Below are 19817 nucleotides of genomic sequence, written 5' to 3' on the forward strand. Positions count from 1 at the left end.
AAAACTCTTTTTCATAATTTTCTCCTCTCTCTCAAGCCGCGTCTCCCACGCGGCAACGCTTACAAGCTCCCGCAAGGGATTTTCATAAAACTCTTTTTCATAATTTTCTCCTCTCTCTCAAGCCGCGTCTCCCACGCGGCAACGCTTACAAGCTCCCGCAAGGGATTTTTATAAAACACTTTTTCATAATTTTTCTCCTCTCTCTCAAGCCGCGTCTCCCACGCGGCAACGCTTACAAGCTCCCGCAAGGGATTTTTATAAAACACTTTTTCATAATTTTTCTCCTCTCTCTCAAGCCGCGTCTCCCACGCGGCAACGCTTACAAGCTCCCGCAAGGGATTTTTATAAAACACTTTTTCATAATTTTTCTCCTCTCTCTCAAGCCGCGTCTCCCACGCGGCAATGCTTACAAGCTCCCGCAAGGGATTTTTATTACACTTTCACAATCTTTCTTCCTATTTTCTATAAAGCTATTTTCTATAAAGAAACGGCCGTCGGATTCCAAAAACCGTCAGCCGCTTTTTGTATAGAGATTTCATAAAATGCGTGCATTTTTGACAATATTATTGTATAATCAATCTTGTCAGGGATTTGGAAATAGGAAAGGGGTTTTTTTGATGTCACATCGCATCATTTCGATCAGCCGGCAGTTTGGCAGCGGCGGCCACGAAATCAGCGAAAAACTTGCGCAGAAACTGGGTCTGCCTTTTTATGACAAAGAGCTGATTACCCGCGCCGCCCGTGAAAGCGGCCTAAGTGTGGATACACTGAAAGCATCTGACGAGCGCTACGACTCTGCCACACCACAGGATGAGCGCAAAACCTATTTTGGCCTTTCCAACAGCGACACTTTGTTTGTTGCGCAGGCAAAAATCATTCGCAAAATTGCTTACCAAGAGGACTGTATCATCATAGGCCGCTGTTCTGATGTCATTTTGCTGGATGAAGACGTCGACCTGCTGCGGGTCTTTATCCATGCACCACTGCAGGACCGCATTCAGCGCATTCGCCGCATTCACAGCTGCTCTGTACAGGACGCTCAGCTGATGATCCGCAAAAGCGACCAGGAACGCCGTAAATACTACAGCTGCTATACCGAAAAAGCCTGGGGTGCACAGGAAAACTATGATGTTTCCCTTAGCAGCGCTTATTGGGGCATTGACCGCTGTGTAAACCTGCTGGCAGATACTGCCGCCCTTCTGTAAAAGGATTCTGCCCTTTTACAAACGCCTGATTGGTCTGACAAATAAAAAATAAAAGGGCCATACCCGAAAGGATTCACAGGGTATGGCCCTTTTTGTTTATGCTTGATTCCTTGAATTATAAATTATAAATTGAAAGCGATCAATGCAGCGCCCAGTGCCCCGCAGAGCTGATGCTCCGGCAGCACCACAAGCGGCGCGTCCAGTTTTTCTTCCAGTGCTTTCACGACACCGCGGTTTGACGCCACACCGCCAGTCATCATAAAGCGCTGCTGCGGATTGACACGGGCTGCCAACGTCGCGGCCTTAGCGGCAACTGCCTCATTCAGGCCATGCACAATATCGGCCGTCTGCTTATTTTTCGCCACCAAAGAAACCACTTCGCTCTCGGCAAAGACCGTACACATGCTACTGATAACGATATCCTCTTTCCAGTGCAGACCACATTCGCTCATTTCTTCCATAGAAAGCTGCAGCGCATGCGCCATCATCTCAAGGAAGCGCCCAGTGCCTGCGGCGCATTTATCATTCATTACAAAGCTTTCCACAATACCGCTGTCATTCAGACGAATGGCCTTGCTGTCCTGACCGCCAATGTCGATAATCGTACGCACAGAGGGATCTAAGAAGTAGGCGCCTTTCGCGTGGCAAGTAATTTCGGTAACATCGCGGCCGCCGGCACCAATATAGGCACGGCCATAGCCGGTGGCAACGATCTCCTCCAGCTGACTACGGGAAAGGTGCGCCTGCTGCAGCGCCTGCTGCAGTGCTGTATGCGCCCCAAGCGCAGCGCGGGCACCGGTTGGCACAATCGCGCTACCGCAGATTTTTCCGTCATTATTCAAAATTACCACGTTGGTACTGGTCGAGCCGCTGTCAATGCCTGCCGCATAGTGCGCCCCGGCTGTGAAAGTAACAGGTGCTTTCTGCTTTTTTTCAGAGTGAAAGTTTTCTGCAAACGCCTGTACCCGCGTACGCAGCTGCCCTTCTGCGCCAGCAGTGCCATCGGTCTCCAGCTTTAAAAGAGGCAGGCGGGTTTCCTGCTGCAGGGCAGCGTATTCAAATCCATAATAATCACAGAATTTTAAAGTATGGTACAAAATTCCTTTTAGATGCGGGTCTTCCAGCAAAACGCGCCGCTGTGAAATTTCTGTCATACGCATACATGGCAGCTGCCCCAGCAATGCCCCAGCGTACCACAGCAGAAATTCCTCCAAATTCTGCCCTGCCGGCGGCGCTGGCAAACGGCGGTTTTCCACACAGGTGCGGTCCCGCACCGGCAGCGGCAGTTCCTGCTGCAGCATCTGCAGCAGGCCCGCATTGGAGCGTGCACCCAACAGCGCAAAATAGTCCTCTTTTTCTGCATCGGTTTCCTGCAGAAATGCTGCTCTGCATTTCTGCAAATCAAAAGGCACCTGGTACTTTTGCGAATAGGCATCAATCAGGCGGCGAAGTTCTGCCGCATAGCGCTTTTGCGCACAGGGGCCGTCGCTGTGCGGTAAATCCAGTATATAAAGAAAGGCATTGGGGTCTGCCGCATGCAAGACGTCACCCACACGGCGCATGGAATCGCAGCAGGAAGTGAGTACCAGTTTTTGAGTATCGTGCTCGCGGCAGGTCTGCAGCAAAGCGCGCGAAAAGCTGCACAGGTTGCGGTGGCTCAGCCGGTCGGCCTCCTCCAGGTTTTCCGCAGTCGGGTTCAGCTGCTCCGGCATTTCGCCAAAGCCCGCGAAAAGCTCAATCGGTGTATATTTACAGGTGTACGCTATCATGTTTTTCCTCCAGCATCTCTAAAAAGGCCTGCATGCGGGTAATCATCTGCCCAGGCGGGCAGTTGGAACGGTCGCAGGCGTCGCCGTCCAGGATCAATGTGGGAAATCCTGCTTTCTCCAGCTGTTCGCGGCCCATCTGGCTGGCACCGCCCGTTTCGCGGCAGCCCCAGTGGCAAAACCAAACAATGCCGTCTGGGTGCAGCCTGTTGGCCTGCTGCAAAATAGCGTCTATGCGCCGCTGTGCCGGGCCGTTCAAAGTATTTTGCACCAAGCGCTGTGCCATGGCCTGCCACGGGTCCGTATCTTCTGTCACAGCAGGGGAATCGAAGCAGATGTCCGTCGCAATAATCTGGCAGTCGGGATTGAAGTCCATAAAATCGACCATGGCGCTGTCCATGTGCGGCAGGGTATGCACCCACAAAAGGCGCAGCTCGTTCTTTTCTTTCGGCGGCGCCGCTTCTGCCTCTCGCAGCACGCCCTGCGCAAACTCCAGTGCCTCTGGCGTACCCAAAAGCACGTGCATCGCAAAGACAGCAAACATCTCAGAGCTCATCTCATCTGGCATGGATTTTTCCGCACGTGCCGCAAGATACTGCTGGTAAAGAGCCACTGTTTTTCCGCTACGGGCAACTGCACTGCGCAGTTTGTCCTCATTCAGGGGGCGGTGCAGAAGAAGGCTGATTTTGCGGGCACAGTCTTTCATTTGGCCGGCAACGTAGTCGACCGCGGCAGCGTCCTGCTCCATAGGAACATCCAGTACCATATGAGGTACCGAATAATACGAAGCCAGCCTGCGAAAAGAAAGCGTATTTGCGTCACAGGCCAACGTTGTGTTGAGGATAAAGCGCGGCTTTGGCAGCACCCCCGTCATCGCCGCGCCTAAAAAGATTTTATGATAGGAACAAAGCGTTTCGGGAACGCCGTTTTTCTCGGCCGCCTCGATAAAGCCGCGCTCTGCGCCCGCGCCGGAAAGATAGCTTGCCAGCCCCTCTGGAAACAGCGGCGCCAAATCAAAAGCCTGCAGCAGCTCGCAGGGGGTAAACAAGCTGACCATGGCGCTTTGCTGCGGGTGGTCAAACGGCCGCAGAATCACTTGGTTGCAGGCATCTGACAGCTCTAGGCGGGACGGCGTTGTCTTTTTAAAAATGTGCTTTCCCGCCCAGCCGTTTAAGCGGTACGCAGTCGTCAAAAGGTTCCTTGCAGCGGCCGGGTGGGAATCAAGCTGACCGTCAACAATGCGGCCAAATTTCTCTATAACTGAATTCATAGGAATTTTGTATCCTTTCCTAAATGGATTTCCTGCATAAAAACGCCTGATAGGCGTCCAGTAAAAACTGCATATTCTGTACGCTGGCGGCGACATTTTCCGGCACCTCAAGCGAATGGTTCGCGCCCGGGAAAAGGTACATCTGCACCGTTGCAAGGCGCTTCATCTCTTGGCGCACCGCATCTGTCACCCACGGGTCTGCTGTACCAGAGGCGGCAAAGCAGACGTGCCGGCCCATATAGGGCAGTGTGGAGGCAAGCGGAGTTAAGAAAAACTGGTGTATTTTTTGATGCGTCAGCTTTTGTTCCAGTTCCCCCGCCACCACTGTACCAAAGCTTTTGCCAAAGAAGAAAAGCTCGCGGTATGTTTTGCGGCAGAGCGCTGCCTTTATAATCATCTCCGCCTGCTGCAGCGCCTGTGGCAGCGCATTCTGTACCTGCCGCTGCAGGTCACCGCTCTCCCGTTTTAAAAAGACATGATAGTTTATCGGCAGTACATCACAGCCGATCTGCTCTGCCGCGCGGCGGGCATAGTACAAAAGCGGCCGCTCACAGCTGTAGCCTGTGCCGGGAAACAGCACTGCCAGTTTTCCACCCAAAGGCACTTCTTTTTTCTGCGGCCGCGAAGCAAGCGGCAGGCCGTCAAAGCGCCGGGCTCCCTCAAAAGTAAACGGCTGTGCCTGCCGTTCCTCTTTTTTCTGCATGTTTCTGCGCTCCTTTTCCTGTTTGCAAAATGCACAGCTGCCTTTTTCAGAACAACTTGTTGCTGTTATTATAGCATATTTTCACAGAAGCAAGAATTGACACTTTGCGCAATTTGTATGAAAACATTTCATTATAAAAAATATGTAATTTTTTCCCATATTGGGCTTGCAGGAAATTTAATTTTGTGGCATAGTATACGTGTATCGATTTGCTTCATCTGCCCTTGTCAGCCGGCTGCGGCTTTTGCGCGCTGGAAAAGGGCCTAAGAGGGGGAACTGACAACATGAGCCAAAAAAAGATACCGCTCCGTTTTCATAAAGACGGGACGTTTCGGATTATGCAAATTGCTGACATACAGGAAAGTCCTGTGGTCTGTGGGGATACACTGAAATTTTTAAATGCCGCACTGGAAAAGGAAAAACCCGACCTGGTGGTTTTGACCGGCGACCAGCTGAAAGGGTACAGTGTCTATTTTCATATGCCCGGCGGCACCGAAAGGGTCAGCACAACACTGGAAAAGATTATGGAGCCGATTGCGTCTCACCATGTACCGTTTTTAGTCACGTTTGGCAATCACGACATCACCGCCGGCCTTTCCAAACAGCAGCAGATGTATTATTACCTGCAGTACCCGGAATGTATCAACACGGTTAAAGATGCCGAAGACTGCGCTACCTGCTGCACCACGATTTCCGGCCAAGACGGAAAACCGGCCTTTGCTGTTTATATGCTCGACACCAACGCCGATCGCTTTGCCCCGCTGCTGCCACAGCAAATTGACTGGTACCGCGAAACCCGCACCCGCCTGAAAGAAGCAAACGGCGGCAGGTATCTTCCTTCACTAGTGTTTCAGCACATTCCGGTACCGGAATTTTACGAGTTTTTACAAGAAGTGCCCAAGGGTACGGCGGACTGCATTGAAGCTTTCGGCAGCCGCCGCGGCCATTTCTACGCACTGGACCAGACCAAGGTCTACGGCGGCAGCCTGGGGGAAGCGCCCTGTGTACCGGAACGCAACTCCGGCGAACTGGCGGCCTTAACAGAGGCCGGCGATGTTGTCGGCCTGTATGTTGGGCACGATCACCGCAATTCGTTCTGGGGCCCGCTTCACGGCATTGACGCCGGCTATGCGCCCTGCTGTGGCTTCAATACCTATGGCCCTGGATTTGACCGTGCTGTGCGCATGTTTACACTGCATGAAAAGGAACCCCGCCGCTACGAAACACAGCTGGTCAGCTACAGCGACCTTTTTGGTTTCAGCGTTTCCAACCCTATGCGCAACCTGTTTCTGGATAAAACCCCCGCCACACCCGAGCAGGTGCTTTCCATTTTGCTGAAAACAGCGGCCGTGACAGGCACTGCCGCCTGCCTGCTGCATCAGCGGGAACACCGCCACAGCAGATAAATATTTTCTGCACTTCATTTATAAACACAAAACCGGACTGTGCAAAAAGTCTTTGCATAGTCCGGTCCTTTTTATACAGAATATTCAGCGCTTGCGCAGAATCGTGCAGATTTCCGGCATAGTCTGGCCACCAACCGAGGCCTCTTCCCCATCGACAAGCAGCACCGGCACCCGCTCTATCTGATATTTCTTCACCAACTCTGGGTAAAGATTGGCGTCAATCATGTGTGCGGTAATCAGTGGATTTTCCTGTGCAATGCGCTGCGCGCACATCACTGTTTTTGCACAGTGTGTACAGCCGAGTGAAACGCAGATCTGTACTTTGGCGGGCTTTTTAATGCGGGCAATATCTTTGAGGGTAGGCTTGTCCAGTGGCTTCGCAGTCCCCGTAAATGCCAGCAGTGCCGACACAAAGCCGGTCAGTTCCTTGCCGCCCGGCACGCCGTGAAAGACTGCCCGGCAAAATTCCTGCCCCCTGCAGAAACCGGTCGCCGGCAGCAGTGCCGCATCCAGCGCCCGGTCTGCTACAGCGTCTTCCCCTGGGGAAAGCGCCCGCAGCGAAAGCGATGGACACAAACCGGTGAAATGTTTTAAAAAGGAAAGCATTTCGCTGCTTTTTTCTCCTGCATCCGCCAAACAGATCACCGTCACCGGCTGCTGCACCCGCGCAAGAAGCGTTTGCAGCTGGCTCTGCAGTTCTTCTGAAATCAGTGGACTTTTGGCAGACCGTTCTGTCAAATCAATCGACATGAAATCCTCCCCTTTCTGCAAAAGCAGCTTTGCTCCCTTACAGCATACCGACCAGATCAAGACTCGGCGTCAGCGTTTCGGCACCAGGCTTCCACTTGGCCGGGCAGACCTGGTCACCGTGCTCGGCGACAAAGCGGGCCGCCTGCAGTTTGCGCAGCAGTTCCTCTGCATTGCGGCCAATTCCCATATCGTTTACTTCGTACAATACTACCTGTGCCTCGGGATTCAGCACAAAAGTTGCGCGGTACGCCTGCCCTGCCGCTTCGTCCAGTACACCAAACTGACGCGCCAACACACCGGCCGGGTCGCCGATCATGGGGAATGGAATTCTGCGAATGGTTTCAGAAGCATCTGCCCACGCTTTGTGCACAAAGTGGGTGTCTTCACTGACCGAATAGACCTCGCAGTTTTCGGCCGCTATGCGGTCATAAAGGTCGGCCATATCGCTCAGTTCTGTCGGGCAGACAAAGGTAAAGTCTGCTGGATAAAACATAAAGACCGACCAGTGCCCCAGCAGATCTTTGCGGGAAACGGTTTTAAATGCGCCCTTTTGGTATGCGTCAACTGTAAAATCTTCCGGTGTAAAATGAATATAATTGTTCATACTTTTAGGCCCCTTTCCGGTGAATCATTTTTATATGAGAAACGGTTTTGCAACCAAATTGTAGCAAATCTCAGCCGAGAAAGCAAGCCGTTTCTGTCTATAAATGCTATAAAATGCTACATTATGCGAAAAAATTAAAATAAAATACTTGAATTTTTAGGCAATAGTTGCTATACTACAGAAAGAACAGCCTGTCTTATCTATGTTGATAATATTCTATAAGGAATAGGGAGGTATCATAATAATGGGAAAGAAAAAACTGGGCATCGATAATATGAATGGCTTAACACACAAGGACGATAAAACCTGTGGCTTAAAGGACATGAACTGCGTCGATGACGAAAAAGACAAGACCTGCGGTCTGGATGACATGAACTGCGTCGGCAAAGATGATGATTCTTCCTGCAGCTTAGACAATATGAACTGTGAGGACGACAACAAAAAGTAATCTTTTCAAAAACACAAAAGCGGTGCAGCAGAGATTTCTGCCGTACCGCTTTTTTATCTACACAGCTATTCAGTTTTGCTTCGTATGCTGAATGAAGTTCCAGGAATCCCGGCACATATCGTCCAGATTATATTTTGCTTCCCAGCCAAGCTCGCGTTTTGCCTTTGAGGCATCTGCATAGCAGGTGGCAATATCGCCTGCGCGGCGCGGTGCAATTTTGTAATTGATCTTTTTGCCGGAAGCTCTTTCAAAAGCATGTACCACTTCCAGCACGCTGCTGCCACGGCCGGTGCCAAGGTTGTAGATTTCGCAGCCATGGGCGGTTTCCAGCTTTTTCAGGGCACAGATATGGCCGCTCGCAAGGTCGCAGACATGGATATAGTCGCGTACGCCGGTGCCATCGGGGGTGTCATAGTCATCGCCGTAAACCGAAAGGCAGGGCAGAATGCCCGCCGCAACACGCGAAATGTAAGGCATCAGGTTGTTCGGAATACCGTTCGGGTTTTCTCCGATTAAGCCCGAGGGATGCGCGCCAATGGGGTTAAAGTAACGCAGCAGCGCAACCTTTATTTCTTTATCTGCAACGCAGAGGTCCTGCAGAATCTGCTCTGTCATAACCTTCGTCGTACCATACGGATTTGTAGTGCCGCCAATCGGCATATCTTCTTTAAAAGGCACCGGGTTATTGCTGCCGTACACTGTCGCAGAGGAGCTGAAAACCAGCTTTTTCACACTGTATTTACGCATCAGCTGCAGCAGATTTAAAGTACCTGTCAAGTTGTTTGTGTAGTACTCCAGCGGTTTCTGCACGCTTTCCCCTACTGCTTTCAGCGCGGCGAAGTGGATGACAGCATCGATCTTGTTTTCGGCAAAGACCTTTTCAAAAGCCGGCTTGTCCAGCATATCGCACTGATAGAATGGGAAATCTTTCCCTGTGATAGTACGAATTGCATTGACTGCATTCATATTGGAATTTACGAAATTGTCCATTACCACGACCTGATAGCCGTTTTCAAGCAGTGCGACGCAGGTGTGGCTGCCAATGAAACCGGCGCCGCCGGTAACGAGGATTGTCTCCATATTGCATTTCCTTTCCGCCGGTTTCTGCCGGCACAGAGTTGTTCCGATTCTTATACACTGTTAGCTTACATCATACACCGCCGCACCCCGGCCGGTCAAGTCTTTTATTGGTCTTGTGCGGGGCGGTTCTGCAGATATTTCTGGTAAGCGGCACGCAGCTCTTTGCTGGTCTCTTCCGGGCAGGTAGGGTTGCAGTTTGCCCAGGCGCCCGTTTCACTGGAAGCGTTGAATTTCTGCTTAACCGCGCTGCGCATAGGCGGGAAAAACTTAATGTGGTAGTGGCAGAAGCTGTCATAGTCTCCGCTGTTGACCGGGGCGCTGTACATGCACATCATATAGGGGAAGCGGTAGTCAAACAGGGCGTCCAGCATTCCTACGGTGTCGCGAATCGTAACACCAAGGCTGTCTTTTTCCGCGTCGGTCAGGTCAACAATGCGGGAAACATGGCGGTTTGTCATAATATATACGCCATAAGGATAGTCCGTATAGAATGGCAGGTAAACGGTAAAGAATTCATTTTGGAAAATGATGCGCTTCTGCTCTTTCAGCTCATTTTTCAGGGTGTCACAGAAAAGGCAGGTGCCGTTTTTCTCATAGTATTCCCTTGCGCTGTTGGTCTCTACCTGAATCCGCTTTGGAATAAAAGGATAGCCATACATCTGGCCATGCGGGTGTGGCATTGTCACGCCAACTACATCGCCGCGGTTTTCAAACGGGAAAATATACTTGATTTTAGGGTCAGCGGCCATTTTTGTGAAGCGCTCACACCAAAGGTCCACCAGTTTGCGCATGTGGCTGTCAGAGAGCTGCGGCATAGTGGTTGTGTGACCGGGTGAGTACAAAATGACTTCGCATTTGCCGTAATTTGGTGCGGTTTTAAAGAAATCTGTAGTTACGTCATCCGGCGCAGGCGGGTCCTGTGTCAGAGCCGGAAAATCGTTGTCATACTCCATCACTTCATAGTCCGGCACATTGCCGAATTTGGGGCAAAACGGGCAGTAGTCTTTCGGCATCTGCGGGCGGTTCTGCCGATTGCTCGCAATCATGTGCCAATCCTGCAAAAAGGGGTTCCATCTGAGTTCAGCCATTCATAAATCCTCCGTTTTATCCTATTTCTCTTGCCAATATGTAAAAATAAATATAGATGACGATTAATTACAGAATCTGCACGCCGCCAACCGGCCGTACCCGCAGCAGGTGGCAGGAGCCTTCTCCAAGCCAGGCATTCATGGACTCTGTAAAGTCAGCAATCCATTTCTGCGGAACAAAGGCCTGTACCGTACCTGCAAAGCCGCCGCCGTGCACACGCCAGGCAAATGCGTCCCGCTGTGCATGGCGGTTGGCAAAATGCTCAATCAGCCCAAGCGTAACCGAAACGGCCTGCCGCTTCCAGTGCTCTGCGCTGTAGATATTCTGCAGATACATGAAAGAAGAAGCGCCGGACTCACGCACCAGACGCTTGAAGCGCTCAAAATCACCGTGGCGCAGGGCAAAGGCTTCCTCCTGTGCACGGCGGTCCTCAGCGTAAAAATGCATGGCACGCAGCACCGGGCGGTCGCCCAGTTTTTCCCGCAGCTGTGGAATATTCTGATAAAAGATAGGCTCTGGCACATCGTGCAGCACTTTTTTGTTAAAGTAAGCGGCAACCTGCCGGCTTTCCTGTGGAATAGCCGCATAGTCCGAGGTCAGGTCAGCGTGGCTCGCATGAGTATCGATAATGCAGAGCGTGTAGCCGCAGGAATTTAGGTCAAAATCCACTTTTTCAGCTTTTGGGTGTTCCACATCGCCGAAATCGATGCTGACAAAGCCGCCGATGCTGCTGGCAGCCTGGTCCATTAAGCCGCTCGGCTTGCCGAAATAGACATTTTCCGCGTATTGACCTGCCTGTGCAATGCGCATAGGGCTCTCTTCGCCACCACAGAAAAGAGCATTCATGGCTGTGCCAATCAGTACCTCAAAGGCAGCGCTGCTGGAAATGCCGCTGCCGCTGAGCACCTGTGAAGTGGTGTAGGCGTCAAAGCCGCCAACGGGGTAATCTTTTTCTACAAACCAGTTTGCAAGCCCGCGGATCAGCGACTGGCTGGTATTAGCCTCATCTTTATGTACAGAAAGGTCAGTCAAGTCTACCGCGTCTTCCGGGTATCCCTGTGACTTCACCCGAATAGTCGGGGCATCGCTGCGTGAAACGACCGCAATAACATCTAAATTAACCGCTGCGGCCAGCACATGGCCATGCTGATGGTCCGTGTGGTTGCCGCCCACCTCTGTGCGGCCAGGCGCACTAAAAACGGCAATATCGCGGTCTGCCCCATACAAAGCGGCAAAACAATCCAGCGCATCCGCATAGCGCTGTGCAACATTCTCGCACTCCTCGTCACTGCAGACATAAATATGCTTTATCTTCTCATGCAGGCCCCCCATAAGAAACTGCTTCTTGGCCTCTGACAGCTTCATGTTTTTTTCCTCCCGTTTCAAATAATTTCGACAAATTAACAAAATATTTGTATTATCAACTGTTTTATTTGTCTTTATCTTAGCTTTCTTTTATCACTAATGCAAGAACGGAATGTTTCATTTTTATGGATAAATGTTGCATAATAATATTTCCATAGAAAGGATTTTTCTGCAGAACGCCCGTCAAAAACAGATTTCTCGCTTTCGTGTCTGGAAATCCCCGCACAGGCATTGTATAATAGAACAAATTATGAATGAAACTATGGCTGTCCTTCCGCCGTAAAAAGGGACCTCATCTGTTATGCAAAAAAAAAGTACTTCACAAAAAAACGCGCTCGCTGCGCTGCCGGCCGCACTGGTCTGCACTGCGCTGTGGGGCAGCGCCTTTCCGTTTATCAAAATCGGCTATCGGGTATGTGCTGTAACAGGCGCTTTTTCACAAACTCTTTTTGCCGGCTGCCGTTTCGCATTGGCGGGAATCCTGGTCCTGCTGTTTCAGGCTGTACGTCAGCGGCACTTTTCCCTGCCGCCGCGCGGCAGCCGGCTGGCTATTTTCCGGCTGGGCCTGGTGATGACCGCCGCACAGTACCTGTGCTTTTACCTGGGGCTTGCCCACACCACCGGCGTACGCGGTTCCATTATACAGGGCACAGGCACTTTTTTAACTGTACTGCTGGCACATTTTCTGCTGCGCGGCAGTGACCGGCTGACAGCCGGCCGAGTACTTGGGTGCCTGGTAGGCTTTGCGGGCGTTGTACTGGTCAATCTGGACGGCAGCGGTGGTGCTTTCAGCTTTCAAGGAGAAGGCCTGCTGTTTTTGGCTGCGGCAATGTTTTCCGTCGGCTCTATTTTAAGCAAATTTCTGACCGGAAAAGCTGACCCTTTCTGTATTACTGGGTGGCAGCTGTTGATTGGCGGCGTTGTTTTAGCTGTTGCAGGATTTTTAGGCGGCGGCCGCATCACGCTTGCAAGCGGCACTGCATGGGGCGTATTTCTTTACCTGGCGGCTCTTTCCAGCGTTGCGTTTACTATCTGGACCATCCTGCTGCAAAAGTATCCGGCCGGTCAAGTTGCCGTTTACACTTTCCTGACACCGGTCTTTGGGGTACTGCTTTCTGCACTGCTGCTACATGAATCGATTGCCGGCGCCAAAACCGCAGCAGCATTGGTGTTTGTCTGCGTCGGCATTCTGCTGGTAAACCTAACCGCACCACACAGCGAAAAAAGCAAAACATCGTAAAAGGAGGCGCCGCCGTATGAAAGAAAAGCTGGCTCTGCCTTATGAAGAACAGCCGATTTATGTCCGAATGATTCAGCGCTATCTTTCCCACGATATCGGGCGCTGCGCTGCGGCGCTGGCCTATTACTTTCTGTTTACGCTGTTTCCCACACTGATTCTGCTGACGCTGCTGCTGACGCGGCTGGGCCTGTCGGCACATGTCGTGGAGCTGCTCAGAGGAATTCTGCCGAAAAATGTACTGGAAACAATTTCCGGGTATATGCAGCATGTACTGCAAGTCAAAAGCAACTCGAAACATATCTCCCTGCTGTTAACCAGTACCTTTTTGCTGTTTTACTTTATCATGCGTGCAATGAACTGTGTGCTGCGCTATGTCAGCACCGCCTACGGCTACCGCTCTACGGTTTCGCCGGTGCGGCAGCAGATAAATCTATTTATTGCCACCATCTTTATGGTACTTGGCATTTTGGTTGCACTGGGCATTATCAATGTGGGCCGTACCGTACTGCGCCTGCTCGCGCCGGCCCTGCACCTAAGCTCTAACTCTATCAATCTCTGGAACTTGTTCCGTTTCTTTCTTTTGGCGGGCATTCTGTTCCTTATGCTATTTTCCACCTACTACTTAGTACCAAACCGCACCTATAAGCCGCGCCAAGTGCTGCCCGGTACCCTGCTGGCCATGCTTACCTGGATGATTTTTTCCCTGATTTATGCGTTTTATGTGGAAAACATCGGGAACTATTCTTTGATTTACGGCACTTTGGGCGCGGCCATTGTGCTTTTGCTATGGCTGTATTTCAGCGGTTTTGTACTGATTCTCGGTGCAGAACTAAATGCCGTAATTATGGAAATGAATACGGAAATGAAGAAAAAGCAGATTGTCAAATTCTCGGCGCGCTGGCGGTATTTGTGGGTGTGCGGCTGGGACCCGGAGCAGGTAAACGACAAACCAGAAACAAAAAATGGATCTGAAAAAGGTAAAAAATAAACTGAAAATCACCTCACGCCGCGGGCAACCTAGGCATGAGGTGATTTTTTATGGAGAAAAACTATAATTTTTTGTTTCATGACTGCCAAAGCAGCATCAAGCCAACTGTGCCGCCGGATAAGGGTGGCGTCTCGGCCGAACCGGCAGCTGACCTGCCGCAAATCAGCGCCGTGCGGCCCGCTGAGATACCTTTCATCCGCCCTGTTGAAGACGATGATCCCGACGACAGCAAAGACCTGCACCGCGGGGTACCGCCCCGTTTTTACCCGTGACGCCGCGGCAGTTTTCCCTGCTGCGGCAGGACCCAGAGGCCGCCGCTTACTTTGCCAGCCTACCACCGCGGGTGCAGGCTTTTCTGGTAAAAACGGACGCAGAAATCAGCACGCGCGGCGAACTGCAGCTGATTGGCGAGCATCTGAAAGAGACTCTGTAGCAGACAAAGATTAAGCAGCCAGCTCTTTCAAATCGTTTTCTGCCTCCTGTGCTGTATCAGCTGAAAAAAGGAATCTGCCGCACCGGTCAAAGACCTCTACATGTCCATTTATGTTTTTGATTTGATAGCGCATTGCTGCCATCCCCTTTCTGTTTTTAGTATAGCAAATTAAAAGTACGATTAATTGTACTTTCTATCTTGTACTGAAAAATAATATGCTATACTAAAGAAAAAGGAAGTGACTGCATTGTCAAAGACAGAGGGACAAAGAGAGCGCCTGATTATGCTGTACCGCATTCTGCGGCTGGGCACGGACCGTGAACATCTGATTTCCATGCAGAGCATTCTGCAGCAGATGGAGGAACAAGGAATTCCTGCAGAGCGGCGCAGCATCTACTGTGACCTGCAGGCGCTAAATGACTGTGGCATTGAGGTGGAAACCATACGCGGACCAAAAGGCGGATACCGGCTGAAAAGCCGTCCATTTTCTTTTGAAGTCTCTGACTTAAAGCTGATGACCGATGCGGTCGCCTCGGCAAAATTCCTGACCGAGGACAAGTCACGCATGTTAGTACAGAAAATCGAGTCGATGGCCAGCAGGTACGATGCCGCACAGCTGCAGCGGCAGGTGTATGTGGTTGGTCGGGTGCGCTCTGAAAATGAGCAGACTTATGACAATGTAGATGTGGTACACCAGGCAATCGCACAAAATGAAAAAATCAGTTTCCGTTATTTTCATTACGACGCCAAAAAGCAGCGCATTTACAAATACGATGGCGCTGCCTATGTCGTTTCGCCCTATGCACTCTGCTGGGACAACGAATTCTATTATTTACTGGCCTGGTACGACCGTACCGACGAAATGCGCAACTTTCGGGTAGACCGCATGGAAAACGTTTTGCTCCTGCAGCAAAAGGCAAAGCCTGCACCACCGTCTTTTAACCCGACGCGCTTTACCCGCAGAGCTTTCAGCATGTATAATGGGCGCAAAGAAAATGTGACATTAGAATTTAAAGACGCACTGGCTGGCACCGTTTTAGACCGTTTCGGCATGGAAACCAGTTTCCACCGGGCAGATATACCCGGCTGGTTTCGCATTGTAGAGGACGTGCACATCAGTCCGCCATTTCTCGGCTGGCTCGCACAATTTGCCGGCAGCGTACGGGTTATTTCCCCAAAAAGCGTACAGGAAGAGCTGCGCCAACAGGCAGAAGAAGTTTTAAACAGCCTGCCGGAAAGCACACCGCAAAGCGACTGACTTTTCTAAACAAAAATGCTCCCCACAGGGCAGGCTCCTGAATCTCAATCTTTCAGGGGCGCTCTGCAGGGAGCGTTTTGATATGCAGATTTTCGTACAGAAGCGCTTTTAAAGAGAAGCGGTATTTATTCTTTCATTCCTTTCGTGGCAAAGGTTGTGCCTTTACACAACCTGCCACGGATTCTTTTCGCCTTTTTCAAAAGCAATGCAGCTTTTAACGGAATTCTCAACCATGTCGCTGACCGCCTGATCCGTGTAAAAAGCCGTGTGCGGCGTGACAATGACATTGGGGAAAGACTTTAAAAGCGCGAGGTCGCGATTTTTCAGCGGCTGGTCTTGCAGGTCATTATAGTAAAGACCCGCTTCCTTTTCAATGACATCCAGTGCAGCGCCGCCAATAGTTCCGGCCTCCAGTGCATTAATCAGGGCATCCGAATCCACCAGAGAACCGCGGCCTGTATTGATGAGAATCGCGTCTGACTTCATTTTGGCAAGGTTCTGCTGATTGATCATGTGGTAGTTATCGTCGGTCGCCGGCATGTGCAGCGTGATGACATCACTTTCACGCAGCAGCGTATCCAGCGGAACATACTGTGCAAAAGCTTTTACGTCCTCGCTTTCGTGCAGGTCGCAGGCCAAGATGCGACAGCCAAAGCCCGTTAAGCGTGTAATGACTGTGCGGCCGATACGGCCGGTACCGACAACTCCTACAGTCAGGTTTGGCAGCTCGCGCCCCTGCACGCCGTCCAAGGAATAATTCTGTACCAGTGCATGCCGCCAAATTGACTTCATTCGCCGCGTTGCCATGAGGATAAGCATCATTGTGTAATCGGCAACGCTGTTTGGTGAATAGAAAACGTTGCCCACATGGATTCCTATTTTTTTGGCGTAAGCTACATCGACATGGTCATAACCAATCGTACGTGTGGAAAGATAACGGACCCCAACCGCGTGCAGAGCATCCAGTACCGGCGCCGTCACCATAGTTGTAATAATACTGACGCACTGGCAGCCGGCTGCCAAAGATGCCGTCTGCTCGGTCAGCGCCTGCTCGGTGCGGTTAAATTCGACACCGTATTGTTTTTCAAATTTGTTGATTGCCTGCTTTTCGTCAGGCCTGCAGGAATACAATGTAATTTTCATCCATCTTTCCCCTTTCAAGCTGCCAGATATCCCTTTCTGCCGCAGAATATCTGTATTTTCTTCTTATTATAAACGCATCTGTACAAAAAGCAATAGAAGCGAAAACAGCGTATGCTTGCCGCAGCGGCACGAATATGCTATACTTATGCAAATATAAAGGATGATCATGACAGACATACTTAAAGAAGGCTGAAGCATAATGCTCGACAAATCAGCGCCCATAGACCCTGCCAGTCTTTCCGGCGAACTTTCTCTGCTCTTTTGCGGCGAGCAAGCCTGCTCACCGGGGCATGGCTTTGGCCCGGCCATGCGCGAATACTATCTGCTGCACTACTGTCTTTCCGGCCGCGGCATTTTCCAAACAAAAAAGAAAAGCTATGCGGTAGGTCCGCATGAGGGCTTTTTAATTCTTCCGCAGGAGGTCACATTTTACCAGGCCGACCTGCAGGAACCTTGGCACTATGTCTGGGTTGCTTTTCGCGGCAGCTTAGCCGAAAAGTATCTTTCCCGCTGCGGGCTTTCCGCAGAAAAGCGCATTTTTCACTGTAATGCAGCTGAAGACCTGCAGGACTGCACTGGAAAAATGATTGAACACGTCAAACTTTCTTACAGCGATGAATTCTGCCTGCAAGGGCTGCTTTACCAGTGGTTTAGCATTTTAGCGGCTTCTGCAAAGCTGCCCTACCGGGAAGAGACCTCTGCCGGAAATATCTATGTCAGCAAAGCAATCGAATTTATGCAGAAGAACTATCAAAATGCTGTGAGCATTACCGCACTTGCCAATTACGTGGGCTTAAACCGCAGCTATCTGACTTCGCTGTTTCAGCGGCAGCTGCACATGTCACCGCGTGACTTTTTGATGGACCTGCGCATTGCGCGCGCAGCAGACCTGCTTGCCAGCTCTGATTTATCGGTCAGCCAGGTTTCACGCTCCTGCGGTTACCCGGACCCTCTGGCTTTTTCAAAAGCTTTTCATAGGGTAAAAGACTGCAGTCCCACAGAGTACCGCCAGGCAAAGCGCGCGCAGGCTGCTACATCTTTGGAAAAATAAGCAATATAAAAAGCGGCAGTCCGGCCATTAGCTTCGGCCGAGCTGCCGCTTTTTATTGCTCCCTGTACTTTAAAAATCAATCTGCAAAGGCCGCCGCAACATATTCTTCAACGGCTTTGCTCAGCATTTCTTCTGTATTTTTGAAATTGGTTTTGGACCAGACCGCGTCATCACTGACATCTGTCAAATCCTCTACTGAATCAATCGGTTTACCGATGGCAGCCGTAAAAGCCGCCATGTTTTGGTACTGTGTATATTTCTGAAAGAAAGCATCCGTCAGCAGTTCTGTCAGTTTAAAATTTCCCTCTGCGCTGCTCAACATACGGGAAAATTCCTGGTACTGCGCAAGAATGCTTTTTTTCTTTTTCTGCTCTTGTTCCATGTTGGTCCCTCCTTCAGATTTAATCTTTACTAATTTACACATGGTTCTTTGGAATGATTATACTACCCTGCCGAAAAAAAGGCAAGGAAATTTCGCTGCAACAAATATCTTTTCACGGCACACCGCAGCTTATTCTTCTTCCACTGCTTCATCTGCAAACGGCAGCGCCATCTGCACCAAGTGCCGCGGGTCCCGGCAGGTATCACGCAGCAAGTCGGCGTCATTCGGCAGATCGCCCCACACAGAATAGCGGCCGTCCGCCTGCCAAACAATTTCCAGTACCTCGTACGGTGTGTAATCCTCAACACGAAAAGTCGGGCTGTCTGAAAACAGCAGCTCCGCTGCGCGGTATTTGTGCTCGCCGCGAAAATAAAGCCTTTTCATTTTGTTTCCCCCAATGCCGGCAAAACCATACCAGAAAATTCATTTGGATGTACACAGAATTGTTCCGCACGCAAAAGGATTTCTCCCCGCGTCAAAGAAACCGCCGGCAGCACTTTTCGGCCGTGCAGCGCTTTTTCGCACAAATCTTTTGCGCGAATGCGCACCATATCCTGCACTTCTTCCCCGGGGTGAAAACACGGTGCATCTTCTAAGTGCAAAAAAACATAGTTGAACTCTCGGTCTATGAAATGGCTGATAGGGCTTACACAATCCTCTTTTGTAATGCCCAGCAGGCAGACTTCCTGCGGCAGAAGCGAAAGACCAATTTCCTCTTCTGTTTCACGCAGCAATGCATCAGAGGGTCTTTCGCCTGCGCGGATATGTCCGCCGACTGTGATGTCATAAAAATCGGGCGCATTGTCTTTATTATGTGCGCGCTGCTGCAGCCAAACCCAAAGCTCTTTGCCGCCGTTGTCTGTAGGTAAGCGGGAAAGAACCCAGCAGTGAGAAACAGCGTGCCAGTCTCCTTCTGCATGTACCAATGTGCGCTCTTTTGTGCCAATTTCATTAAAAAGTGAATCATAAATTGTGAGCAATTCCGACATTTTATCTTCCTTATCTGTAAGTGTATACACCTTTACACTTAAATTTTCTCTTAAAATTCAGCATTTTTTCGGCTTTTATGTAAAGCAATTTTCTTTACATCATTTCTACTACATTTTATTCCTACTTCTGACATATTTTTTCAAATTCATGTTTCAATGTCAGCAAGTGTGGCGGTCGTGCTTAGTTATCCTCAAGCACTTTTACCACAAAATGCCGGCTGCGCGGGCCGTCGAACTCACAAAAATAGATGCCTTGCCACGTACCAAGCGCCAAACGGCCGTCCTGCACAGGCACCGTGGCGCTGCAGCCAATGACAGAAGACTTTAGGTGTGCCGCGGAATTTCCCTCTTGATGGCGGAACTCTGGGCGATTGGGAAAGGTGCGGTCAAGTGCAAACAGCAGGTCATGTACAACGTCTGGATCAGCATTTTCATTGATGGTAATGCCTGCAGTAGTATGTACACAGTAGACCAGGCAGATACCGTCTTTTACACAGCTCTTTTTCAGCGCATCTCGCACTTCATCCGTGATATCGTAAAAGCCCTCTGTTCCTGTTTCCAATTCGTAAGAATACAGCAAAAAGCAAAACCTCCATTCCCCGCTGCAGACCAAGTTTATGGTCTCTTGTGTGTATTATATGACAATG

General features: G+C 50.5%; 23 protein-coding genes. 9 read left to right on the plus strand and 14 right to left on the minus strand.

Features of this window, described 5'->3' with window-relative positions; genetic code table 11:
• Window positions 1–59: 59 nt before the first annotated feature.
• Complete coding sequence (locus LKE53_06530; GenBank protein MCH3972398.1) at window positions 60–422, minus strand: hypothetical protein; 363 nt, start codon at window positions 420–422, stop codon at window positions 60–62.
• Window positions 423–617: 195 nt separating this feature from the next.
• Here LKE53_06530 and LKE53_06535 point away from each other — a divergent pair, with 195 nt between their 5' ends.
• Window positions 618–1205, plus strand: a complete 588-nt coding sequence (locus tag LKE53_06535) for a cytidylate kinase-like family protein (GenBank protein MCH3972399.1) — start codon at window positions 618–620, stop codon at window positions 1203–1205.
• Window positions 1206–1327: 122 nt separating this feature from the next.
• Here the strand turns inward: LKE53_06535 and LKE53_06540 are convergent, their stop codons facing one another.
• The 3 genes from LKE53_06540 to LKE53_06550 are packed head-to-tail and all read right to left on the minus strand — an operon-like array spanning window position 1328 to window position 4944.
• Complete coding sequence (locus LKE53_06540) at window positions 1328–2974, minus strand: acyl-CoA dehydratase activase (protein MCH3972400.1); 1647 nt, start codon at window positions 2972–2974, stop codon at window positions 1328–1330.
• Window positions 2955–4241: a 2-hydroxyacyl-CoA dehydratase family protein gene (locus tag LKE53_06545; protein ID MCH3972401.1), complete on the minus strand. Its 1287-nt coding sequence runs from the start codon at window positions 4239–4241 to the stop codon at window positions 2955–2957. The genes LKE53_06540 and LKE53_06545 overlap by 20 nt, the downstream gene beginning before the upstream one ends.
• 19 nt (window positions 4242–4260) lie before the next feature.
• Window positions 4261–4944, minus strand: coding sequence for a hypothetical protein (locus LKE53_06550; GenBank protein MCH3972402.1), 684 nt, complete (start codon window positions 4942–4944; stop codon window positions 4261–4263).
• A 284-nt stretch (window positions 4945–5228) separates the two neighbouring features.
• Between LKE53_06550 and LKE53_06555 the strand changes: the two genes are divergently transcribed.
• A complete protein-coding gene (locus LKE53_06555; GenBank protein MCH3972403.1) occupies window positions 5229–6350 on the plus strand; it encodes a metallophosphoesterase family protein in 1122 nt (373 codons plus the stop codon).
• A gap of 84 nt (window positions 6351–6434) precedes the next feature.
• Here LKE53_06555 and LKE53_06560 read toward each other — a convergent pair whose 3' ends face one another.
• Both LKE53_06560 and LKE53_06565 read right to left on the minus strand, forming a co-directional pair.
• Window positions 6435–7100 (minus strand): thioredoxin family protein, encoded by a 666-nt coding sequence (locus tag LKE53_06560; protein MCH3972404.1) that lies wholly within the window; start codon window positions 7098–7100, stop codon window positions 6435–6437.
• Window positions 7101–7137: 37 nt separating this feature from the next.
• Window positions 7138–7704, minus strand: coding sequence for a redoxin domain-containing protein (locus LKE53_06565; GenBank protein MCH3972405.1), 567 nt, complete (start codon window positions 7702–7704; stop codon window positions 7138–7140).
• 244 nt (window positions 7705–7948) lie between these two features.
• Here LKE53_06565 and LKE53_06570 point away from each other — a divergent pair, with 244 nt between their 5' ends.
• Window positions 7949–8152, plus strand: a complete 204-nt coding sequence (locus LKE53_06570; GenBank protein MCH3972406.1) for a hypothetical protein — start codon at window positions 7949–7951, stop codon at window positions 8150–8152.
• Between the two features lie 69 nt (window positions 8153–8221).
• Here the strand turns inward: LKE53_06570 and galE are convergent, their stop codons facing one another.
• The 3 genes from galE to LKE53_06585 all read right to left on the minus strand — a co-directional run bounded on the left by galE (window position 8222) and on the right by LKE53_06585 (window position 11686).
• Entirely contained in the window at window positions 8222–9232 is a 1011-nt protein-coding gene (galE, locus tag LKE53_06575; GenBank protein MCH3972407.1) for a UDP-glucose 4-epimerase GalE, read from the minus strand.
• A 104-nt stretch (window positions 9233–9336) separates the two neighbouring features.
• The gene (gene galT / locus LKE53_06580) at window positions 9337–10320 is read right to left on the minus strand and encodes a galactose-1-phosphate uridylyltransferase (GenBank protein MCH3972408.1); all 984 of its coding nucleotides are present in this window, start codon (window positions 10318–10320) and stop codon (window positions 9337–9339) included.
• A gap of 67 nt (window positions 10321–10387) precedes the next feature.
• Window positions 10388–11686 carry a galactokinase gene (locus LKE53_06585; GenBank protein ID MCH3972409.1) on the minus strand — a complete coding sequence of 433 codons (1299 nt, stop codon included), beginning with the start codon at window positions 11684–11686 and terminating at the stop codon, window positions 10388–10390.
• A gap of 301 nt (window positions 11687–11987) precedes the next feature.
• Here LKE53_06585 and LKE53_06590 point away from each other — a divergent pair, with 301 nt between their 5' ends.
• From LKE53_06590 to LKE53_06610, 5 genes are all read left to right on the plus strand, one after another.
• Window positions 11988–12926 carry a DMT family transporter gene (locus LKE53_06590; GenBank protein ID MCH3972410.1) on the plus strand — a complete coding sequence of 313 codons (939 nt, stop codon included), beginning with the start codon at window positions 11988–11990 and terminating at the stop codon, window positions 12924–12926.
• 16 nt (window positions 12927–12942) lie between these two features.
• Window positions 12943–13914, plus strand: a complete 972-nt coding sequence (locus LKE53_06595; GenBank protein ID MCH3972411.1) for a YihY/virulence factor BrkB family protein — start codon at window positions 12943–12945, stop codon at window positions 13912–13914.
• A gap of 50 nt (window positions 13915–13964) precedes the next feature.
• The gene (locus tag LKE53_06600) at window positions 13965–14186 is read left to right on the plus strand and encodes a hypothetical protein (GenBank protein MCH3972412.1); all 222 of its coding nucleotides are present in this window, start codon (window positions 13965–13967) and stop codon (window positions 14184–14186) included.
• The gene (locus tag LKE53_06605) at window positions 14183–14347 is read left to right on the plus strand and encodes a hypothetical protein (GenBank protein MCH3972413.1); all 165 of its coding nucleotides are present in this window, start codon (window positions 14183–14185) and stop codon (window positions 14345–14347) included. The genes LKE53_06600 and LKE53_06605 overlap by 4 nt, the downstream gene beginning before the upstream one ends.
• A gap of 247 nt (window positions 14348–14594) precedes the next feature.
• Complete coding sequence (locus LKE53_06610; GenBank protein MCH3972414.1) at window positions 14595–15605, plus strand: WYL domain-containing protein; 1011 nt, start codon at window positions 14595–14597, stop codon at window positions 15603–15605.
• A 162-nt stretch (window positions 15606–15767) separates the two neighbouring features.
• On the opposite strand, the gene LKE53_06615 is transcribed toward LKE53_06610, so the two are convergent.
• The gene (locus LKE53_06615; GenBank protein MCH3972415.1) at window positions 15768–16748 is read right to left on the minus strand and encodes a D-isomer specific 2-hydroxyacid dehydrogenase family protein; all 981 of its coding nucleotides are present in this window, start codon (window positions 16746–16748) and stop codon (window positions 15768–15770) included.
• A gap of 199 nt (window positions 16749–16947) precedes the next feature.
• Between LKE53_06615 and LKE53_06620 the strand changes: the two genes are divergently transcribed.
• Window positions 16948–17799, plus strand: coding sequence for an AraC family transcriptional regulator (locus tag LKE53_06620; GenBank protein ID MCH3972416.1), 852 nt, complete (start codon window positions 16948–16950; stop codon window positions 17797–17799).
• Window positions 17800–17875: 76 nt separating this feature from the next.
• Here LKE53_06620 and LKE53_06625 read toward each other — a convergent pair whose 3' ends face one another.
• The 4 genes from LKE53_06625 to LKE53_06640 all read right to left on the minus strand — a co-directional run bounded on the left by LKE53_06625 (window position 17876) and on the right by LKE53_06640 (window position 19750).
• On the minus strand, window positions 17876–18181 hold the full coding sequence (locus LKE53_06625; protein MCH3972417.1) for a hypothetical protein: 306 nt from the start codon (window positions 18179–18181) through the stop codon (window positions 17876–17878).
• Between the two features lie 129 nt (window positions 18182–18310).
• Window positions 18311–18565, minus strand: a complete 255-nt coding sequence (locus LKE53_06630; GenBank protein ID MCH3972418.1) for a hypothetical protein — start codon at window positions 18563–18565, stop codon at window positions 18311–18313.
• The gene (locus LKE53_06635; protein MCH3972419.1) at window positions 18562–19170 is read right to left on the minus strand and encodes an NUDIX domain-containing protein; all 609 of its coding nucleotides are present in this window, start codon (window positions 19168–19170) and stop codon (window positions 18562–18564) included. The genes LKE53_06630 and LKE53_06635 overlap by 4 nt, the downstream gene beginning before the upstream one ends.
• 181 nt (window positions 19171–19351) lie before the next feature.
• Window positions 19352–19750, minus strand: a complete 399-nt coding sequence (locus LKE53_06640; GenBank protein ID MCH3972420.1) for a secondary thiamine-phosphate synthase enzyme YjbQ — start codon at window positions 19748–19750, stop codon at window positions 19352–19354.
• Between the last annotated feature and the right edge of the window lie 67 nt (window positions 19751–19817).

It is taken from the genome of Oscillospiraceae bacterium, assembly GCA_022483045.1.
In the GTDB taxonomy this organism is placed as follows: domain Bacteria; phylum Bacillota; class Clostridia; order Oscillospirales; family Acutalibacteraceae; genus Caproicibacterium.

Coding starts and splice junctions, on each gene's coding strand:
- LKE53_06545 (MCH3972401.1), bottom strand. CDS start 4,241: ATGAATTCAGTTATAGAGAAATTTGGCCGCATTGTTGACGGTCAGCTT.
- LKE53_06635 (MCH3972419.1), bottom strand. CDS start 19,170: ATGTCGGAATTGCTCACAATTTATGATTCACTTTTTAATGAAATTGGC.
- LKE53_06625 (MCH3972417.1), bottom strand. CDS start 18,181: ATGGAACAAGAGCAGAAAAAGAAAAAAAGCATTCTTGCGCAGTACCAG.
- LKE53_06590 (MCH3972410.1), top strand. CDS start 11,988: ATGCAAAAAAAAAGTACTTCACAAAAAAACGCGCTCGCTGCGCTGCCG.
- LKE53_06620 (MCH3972416.1), top strand. CDS start 16,948: ATGCTCGACAAATCAGCGCCCATAGACCCTGCCAGTCTTTCCGGCGAA.
- LKE53_06560 (MCH3972404.1), bottom strand. CDS start 7,100: ATGTCGATTGATTTGACAGAACGGTCTGCCAAAAGTCCACTGATTTCA.
- galE (MCH3972407.1), bottom strand. CDS start 9,232: ATGGAGACAATCCTCGTTACCGGCGGCGCCGGTTTCATTGGCAGCCAC.
- LKE53_06585 (MCH3972409.1), bottom strand. CDS start 11,686: ATGAAGCTGTCAGAGGCCAAGAAGCAGTTTCTTATGGGGGGCCTGCAT.
- LKE53_06630 (MCH3972418.1), bottom strand. CDS start 18,565: ATGAAAAGGCTTTATTTTCGCGGCGAGCACAAATACCGCGCAGCGGAG.
- LKE53_06565 (MCH3972405.1), bottom strand. CDS start 7,704: ATGAACAATTATATTCATTTTACACCGGAAGATTTTACAGTTGACGCA.
- LKE53_06595 (MCH3972411.1), top strand. CDS start 12,943: ATGAAAGAAAAGCTGGCTCTGCCTTATGAAGAACAGCCGATTTATGTC.
- LKE53_06555 (MCH3972403.1), top strand. CDS start 5,229: ATGAGCCAAAAAAAGATACCGCTCCGTTTTCATAAAGACGGGACGTTT.
- LKE53_06600 (MCH3972412.1), top strand. CDS start 13,965: ATGGAGAAAAACTATAATTTTTTGTTTCATGACTGCCAAAGCAGCATC.
- galT (MCH3972408.1), bottom strand. CDS start 10,320: ATGGCTGAACTCAGATGGAACCCCTTTTTGCAGGATTGGCACATGATT.
- LKE53_06535 (MCH3972399.1), top strand. CDS start 618: ATGTCACATCGCATCATTTCGATCAGCCGGCAGTTTGGCAGCGGCGGC.
- LKE53_06615 (MCH3972415.1), bottom strand. CDS start 16,748: ATGAAAATTACATTGTATTCCTGCAGGCCTGACGAAAAGCAGGCAATC.
- LKE53_06550 (MCH3972402.1), bottom strand. CDS start 4,944: ATGCAGAAAAAAGAGGAACGGCAGGCACAGCCGTTTACTTTTGAGGGA.
- LKE53_06570 (MCH3972406.1), top strand. CDS start 7,949: ATGGGAAAGAAAAAACTGGGCATCGATAATATGAATGGCTTAACACAC.
- LKE53_06540 (MCH3972400.1), bottom strand. CDS start 2,974: ATGATAGCGTACACCTGTAAATATACACCGATTGAGCTTTTCGCGGGC.